Genomic DNA, 1,109 nt, shown 5'->3' with positions numbered 1-1,109 from the left:
GGCGTCAGTCGCCGATCAGTTACCCGTGAGCTTCTCGCGGAGCGCGGCGAGCGCCTCGTCCGAGGCGAGCGTGCCCGCGGCCTCCTGCGCCGGCGGGGCCGACGAGTAGGACGAGGACGAGCTGCTCGAGCTGCCGCTCGGGACAGCGTCGTTGACGGCCGCGTCGGCGTCCGCCGCGATGGCCGCACGGACCTGCTCGCGGTGCGACTCCCAGCGGGCGTGCGCCTTGGCGTACTCCGCCTCCCAGGCCTCGCGCTGCGTCTCGAAGCCCTCGAGCCACTCGTTGGTCTCCGGGTCGAAGCCCTCGGGGTACTTGTACTCGCCGTTCTCGTCGTACTCGGCAGCCATGCCGTAGAGCGCGGGGTCGAAGTCCTCGGACTCCGGGTCCATGCCCTCGTTGGCCTGCTTGAGCGACAGCGAGATGCGGCGACGCTCGAGGTCGATGTCGATGACCTTGACGAACACCTCGGCACCGACGCTGACGACCTGCTCGGGCAGCTCGACGTGGCGGACGGCCAGCTCGGAGATGTGCACCAGGCCCTCGATGCCGTCCTCGACGCGGACGAACGCACCGAACGGCACGAGCTTCGTGACCTTGCCGGGCACGACCTGGCCGATGGCGTGCGTGCGGGCGAAGGTCTGCCACGGGTCCTCCTGCGTCGCCTTCAGCGACAGGGAGACGCGCTCGCGGTCGTGGTCGACGTCGAGCACCTCGACGGTGACCTCCTGGCCCACCTCGACGACCTCGGACGGGTGGTCGATGTGCTTCCAGGACAGCTCGGAGACGTGCACCAGGCCGTCGACGCCGCCCAGGTCCACGAACGCACCGAAGTTGACGATCGAGGAGACGACACCGGGGCGCACCTGGCCCTTCTGCAGCGTCTGCAGGAAGGTGGAGCGGACCTCGGACTGCGTCTGCTCGAGCCAGGCACGGCGCGACAGGACCACGTTGTTGCGGTTCTTGTCGAGCTCGATGATCTTGGCCTCGATCTCCTTGCCGACGTACGGCGCGAGGTCGCGGACGCGACGCATCTCCACGAGGGAGGCGGGGAGGAAGCCACGAAGACCGATGTCGAGGATGAGGCCGCCCTTGACGACCTCGATGACGG

Annotated in this window: 1 protein-coding gene; it reads right to left on the bottom strand. The window is 69.1% G+C overall.

The window, feature by feature from the left end:
* Window positions 1-15: 15 nt before the first annotated feature.
* Window positions 16-1,109, bottom strand: a 1,094-nt coding sequence (locus ACFWEK_RS21785) for a S1 RNA-binding domain-containing protein (RefSeq protein ID WP_430555403.1), incomplete at its 5' end; no start/stop codon positions are given.

Source organism: Isoptericola sp. NPDC060257 (assembly GCF_042726645.1).
Lineage (GTDB): Bacteria > Actinomycetota > Actinomycetes > Actinomycetales > Cellulomonadaceae > Isoptericola > Isoptericola nanjingensis.
Note: the sequence above shows the minus strand (reverse complement) of the source record. Positions and strands in the feature narration are given on the sequence as shown.